Raw genomic sequence first — 559 nt, 5'->3', positions numbered from 1 at the left:
GTATCCAGAATAATCATGCGTACAGGTTTACCCGTTTCCCGCTCCACCTGACGGGCAGCGATAACCATTTCATCAACATCAAGCGGGACCGCCGGAAAGATGGGACGGTTTACCAGATACAGATTTTTCACCTGCTCACCGTGCACAACCTCCCAGGCTTTTACACGACGCGGAACGCCGATACCGCCTTCACCAACCACATAGAGAACCGCACCATGCGCCACCCTGCGGCCTCCCCACTGGCGGCCCGTGGAAACGTGACACGCCCACGATCCGGCAAGGAATGATTTATAGGAACCGCTCGCCCCGTATATGCTGCATAGCGACGATGCCGGAATAATCCCCTTTACCACGTAATCAAGCTGTGTGTCGTATCCGGTAGATCCAACGCTCATCGGTAGCGTGGTTTTTCGCTGGGGGATTTTTTTCATGACCAGGCTTTCCCCGCGTTCCCATGCCTCCCTAAGCCGTGGAAGCTGGTCGCTCCATTCCTCCAGCAATTCGAAATTTTCAGAAAGTAGCCGCGCCTCCTGGACTCCGGCGATCGCCAGTTTCGTGG

At 55.6% G+C, this 559-nt stretch carries 1 protein-coding gene; it reads right to left on the bottom strand.

Going from position 1 to position 559, the window contains the following annotated elements; all coding sequences use genetic code 11:
* The coding region (locus E0D98_RS25595) for an AAA family ATPase (protein WP_240723787.1) at positions 1 to 559 on the bottom strand (559 nt) is incomplete at both ends.

The sequence above is a fragment of the Escherichia sp. KCJ4928 genome, assembly GCF_004352695.1.
Taxonomy (GTDB): Bacteria; Pseudomonadota; Gammaproteobacteria; order Enterobacterales; family Enterobacteriaceae; genus ECMA0423.
Note: the sequence above shows the minus strand (reverse complement) of the source record. Positions and strands in the feature narration are given on the sequence as shown.